Origin of the sequence: Devosia sp., assembly GCF_036563435.1 — a bacterium.
Lineage (GTDB): Bacteria > Pseudomonadota > Alphaproteobacteria > Rhizobiales > Devosiaceae > Devosia.
Map to the genome: position 1 here is coordinate 1 of NZ_DATCMJ010000009.1, position 4225 is coordinate 4225.

Consider the following 4225-nt stretch of genomic DNA (forward strand, 5'->3'; position numbering starts at 1 on the left):
CTTGGTTTGACGCTAGAGGTCGAAATAGGCGGTGCTAGCAAAGTTGAGGGGCTTACCCCTTGCTGTAGAGAGTGGTGACTTTCTGCACGCCAGCGATGCTGGTGTGTGTCACCCTCGCTCTTAGCCTCTGGGTGTCGCCTATCGTGAACAGTTCTTCGTTCAGAACCTTCAACGCTGCTGCCTGAGGCGAGACGGCCATGACAGTGCAAACATTGGACTGCTGGGGGCGGCAGAGCGGGTCAGTGTTGTAGGATTCCACCCTGAATTCGATTAGCCGACCGTGTTCCATTTGCGCTCCAGACGCTCAGACTAACATGGAACGTTTAGTTACGTAATCGATCCTTTAGATTCGCATCGGAGCGCGTGAAGAAGCTGAGCGTATCGCGCACGACAACGCTGCTCATACCCACTGCCCGTCCTCAAACCGAACTGTTGAGCAGCGACGTACGGTCCTGCAGCGAGCAACTGCTATGGAGGTAGGGTGCGATGCAGCCAGACGAATTGCTGCTTCTCTGCGATCTGCACAAAGGAATGCCCCAGGGAGGCTGATCGCTGGGGCATAGATTGTTGGAGGTCTCCACAGCTAACCGCTGTTGTTGCCGACACAACGACCCGGCCGACCAATCGTTGCTGATGCAGCCGTGCTAACAAGGTGGCACGAGGGCTGCTGGAGCGGTCAGGAGTGACCAGTGTTGATCCCGTGGGCCCGATCAACAGAAAGCAGCTCTTCAAGCTCATCAGCACCTAGCTCCCACGCACTGGTGCTTCCCTGTGACCTGAGCAGCAGAGTGTAATTTGTACGGTATGCCTCCCACGACACATCGATCGGGATTTTCTCCACGCGCAACTCGTAGGTGCCTGCCGCGTGAGGGATGGACATGTTCCGGAGCTGAAATGGGTGGGCGAAGGTAACAAATCGCGTAGTGACCTGTTCAGACATAGGTTCTCGGTCCTTGGCAGGGAAAGATCGGCTTCATATTACCAGTCTGGCTTCTGTGGCGGATACAGTGTCGAGCGACGCTGACCTCCCGTCGATAGGTGGTACTTTGTCGCGAGACCATGACGCTGGCTCTTCAACCATGACGCCACCGTTGAACGAGCGGCATGAACGGATATGCCCATCCGAAGAGCAATAAGATGGCTTAACTCGGAGGGAGAATGGACCGCCCGCAGATCTAGCTCCGATAAAAACGGCCACGTCTTCAGTGCTTGCCATCGTGCTCGAAGTCGAAGCTCGAGCCGCTCTTCAGTGCGATAACCAAACATTGCAGATTTCCAGAAGGGCGGGCGACTGGTGCAGCCGTTAGAAGGTCGTGTGCATCCACACGACAAAAACCTTTGCGCTCCAATTTTCAATGCGGCGCATCCCACATGGTTCAGGTCATGCCGTGGAAGTGACCAGCTCGGGCTTTTCAAGGATGCAGCCACCGACAACAAACGCCTGACGTACTGATGATGGAAAGCGCCCGCCGCCCGGCACCTACAGTGGGCAATGTGGCGCTCGGTTGAGAGCAGGAGTGGCATTCAACCGGCAGCCCAGCTACAGAGTTCTATGGACATCAGAAAGACACCGCTCGAGCGGGCATTCGAGATGGCGCGCTCCGGCGAATACGCAAGTGTCAGCGACATCAAAAAGAAGCTGCACAGGGAGGGTGTTTCCCTCGAACAGATCAGTGGAGGATCACTGATGAAACAGCTCCGCGAGATCCTCAATCAAGCCAGAGCGGACGTTGAAGCGCGTTGATCGGCGTGCAGTGCCGCACGAGCAAACATTGGTGAGAGTCAGTGGCCGCAAGGGGAAGCTGTTCATCCCATAAGATGCACCAGCTTCTGTTATCCGACGACGTATGGCACCTTTCCGCTGATGTGCCTGTTCGGGTGATCTGTAGACCAAGAGGCTTTCGCCACCGCACCTCGCGGCCGCTTCCATGGAAATCGGCAAATACCAGCCCATGCGCTACCCACCCCACTCGATCGTTGATCAGACGGTTTCGGTTGTGTTCGCTTTCGGAAACGAGTCTTGCGGCATACAATCAGGTCAGGCCAGCATCTCGTGCATCGAGCTTAGAACCGCGTTGTGATTGTAAGGCTTGCTGAAGAACATGCTGCCGTCCGGCATATCCGTAATCTCGCCCATTCGCGCCCCGGATGTCACAATGATCTTCACGGGTGGCCAGCGATCTCGTACTGCCGCCGCCAGCTTTAATCCGTTCATGGAGCCCGGCATATCAATGTCAGTGAACATCAGTCGAATGTCGAGGTGAGCTCCCAGGAGGTTGATGGCCGCATCAGCGTTCGTTGCCTCGTAGACCGTAAATCCGGCGGCTTCCAGCTGGTTTGCGATGTCCATCAGTATCAGTGCTTCGTCCTCGACGACGAGCACAGCTATCTTTTCGCTCATTTGATGATTGTCCCGCGCTCCTGGTGCTCCAAGGCAGCATTCAAGCAAACGCGCAGTTCAGAAGGTTGATCCCCAGACCAGCTAAACTATGGCTTACCTGAAGCATGTAGCGACCAAGGTTTCTTTCGAACTTAATCGCAGCGAGGTACTAACCCTGCCACCGCCCCACACCTGAAGGTAGTACCGGGACGCCTCAGCCGCGACCTCAATCAAGCAGCGGCCAGGACCGTGCCCTTCAAGCTTAAGGTGAAGATGTTTCGGCCGTCATCGTCTTGGACCAGCATCTCCCATACCTGGCCAATCATTGATCGCCTTCCGAAATCCCGGATCATCTCGGTGCCGGCGAGCAGGGCCTGTTTGACGGCGTCGTCATCGTCCGAACACTCGCTACCATTAATATCGTGGCAGTGTTGATCGGCTGTGACGTGGAAGAAGTATTTGGGCATTGTCACGATCCTGGCAGGTGGGGGTACTCCCCAACGCATGGCACTGGCAGAACCATAGCCCATCCGTCGCGGCTCATGTGCAACATGGAACATGCACCAAGAAATAGTTCTTGCCGGTGTCGTCGCCTACTTTGGAGTCGGAATGTCTGGTCTCAGACTTGCGCTAATAGCTTGCAGCAAGTTGATCGACCTCTGCAGGTTTTCCGCCGAGTCGCCCATGTCGGGACCTACTTCGCTTTTGACTTCTGCAGCAAGCTGGATGATCTCGACTGCATCAGAGACGCTCAAGACCTTACGTTCGATAAGGCCGTGGATTAGACTTTCCGCAAGCAGCATGGCCGCTTGACCATGAGCGTCAGGTTCGCGACGAGGCAGTACCGCATTATCATTCGAGATTTCACCGGTCATCCTGTTTGCTCCTTGCAGGCGGGGGCACGTTGTCCCTCAGCCGCCGGAGCCTGATGTTTGGCCGACGATGCAGCCTTATAGGCCGATCCATGCGGCCAAACCACCAACTAGATCAACTTTCGACATAAACTTAGAACAATATCCAGCTTGGCTTTGACATGGGAAGGTTGCGCAATGAACAACCGCTTCGTCAACAAGCTCCAAGGCTTCTGTCACCTCAAACCCCTAGAGGTTGAGGCGCTGGTCCAGGCAACCTCTCATCCAACCAAATACGTGGTCAAAAGCGACCTCATCCGGGAGGGGGATAAGCCTGGACCGGTGTTCGTAGTGCTCGAAGGCTGGGCGTGTCGGTACAAGATATTGCCAAACGGAACACGTCAGGTCTTGGCCTACCTGATGCCAGGGGACTGTTGCGACCTCAACATTGGCTTGCTTGCCGAGATGGACCATAGCATCCAAGCCATCACGCCCGCCATGGTTGCAACTATCCAGCGTGCGGACATGGATGCACTCATGGATGAGCACCGCGGTGTCGCCAAGGCGATGTATATCTCCCAACTCGTTGACGAAGGGACGATGCGCGCCTGGATCACCAGCATGGGGCGCCGCACCAGCACGGAGCGGGTCGCTCACTTGATGTGCGAACTCTACCTTCGTGCCCGCGACGTCGGTTTGGAATTTGACCCGGACCTTAAACTACCTATAACGCAGCTGCTTTTAGCAGACTCATTGGGTATGACGCCGATGCACGTTAATCGCATCCTGAAGGTGCTCCGTCTAAACGGCGCAATGACCTTGAGCCGGGGCAGTCTGCACATCGTTGATCCCGCCAAGCTCCTTCAGATTGCTGGCTTTGATGAAAACTATCTGCACCGACGGGCCCGCAGGTCGGCCTAACTTCCTCTCGCTGGAGTCCGCGTCCGCTTGCCCGGACTAGGCGCCCGAAACCTGCCTGTCCGCAAACCACCCC

General features: G+C 56.0%; 5 protein-coding genes. 2 read left to right on the top strand and 3 right to left on the bottom strand.

Going from position 1 to position 4225, the window contains the following annotated elements; translation table 11 throughout:
* The first annotated feature begins 1552 nt into the window (after nucleotides 1-1552).
* Nucleotides 1553-1744, top strand: coding sequence for a hypothetical protein (locus VIL88_RS05770; protein WP_331986891.1), 192 nt, complete (start codon nucleotides 1553-1555; stop codon nucleotides 1742-1744).
* Nucleotides 1745-2038: 294 nt separating this feature from the next.
* Here the strand turns inward: VIL88_RS05770 and VIL88_RS05775 are convergent, their stop codons facing one another.
* From VIL88_RS05775 to VIL88_RS05785, 3 genes are all read right to left on the bottom strand, one after another.
* Nucleotides 2039-2401, bottom strand: a complete 363-nt coding sequence (locus VIL88_RS05775) for a response regulator (protein ID WP_331986892.1) — start codon at nucleotides 2399-2401, stop codon at nucleotides 2039-2041.
* 209 nt (nucleotides 2402-2610) lie between these two features.
* Nucleotides 2611-2847, bottom strand: a complete 237-nt coding sequence (locus tag VIL88_RS05780) for a DUF6894 family protein (RefSeq protein WP_331986894.1) — start codon at nucleotides 2845-2847, stop codon at nucleotides 2611-2613.
* Nucleotides 2848-2973: 126 nt separating this feature from the next.
* Nucleotides 2974-3255, bottom strand: coding sequence for a hypothetical protein (locus VIL88_RS05785; RefSeq protein WP_331986895.1), 282 nt, complete (start codon nucleotides 3253-3255; stop codon nucleotides 2974-2976).
* A 174-nt stretch (nucleotides 3256-3429) separates the two neighbouring features.
* Between VIL88_RS05785 and VIL88_RS05790 the strand changes: the two genes are divergently transcribed.
* Nucleotides 3430-4152, top strand: coding sequence for a Crp/Fnr family transcriptional regulator (locus tag VIL88_RS05790; RefSeq protein WP_331986896.1), 723 nt, complete (start codon nucleotides 3430-3432; stop codon nucleotides 4150-4152).
* Nucleotides 4153-4225 lie beyond the last annotated feature (73 nt).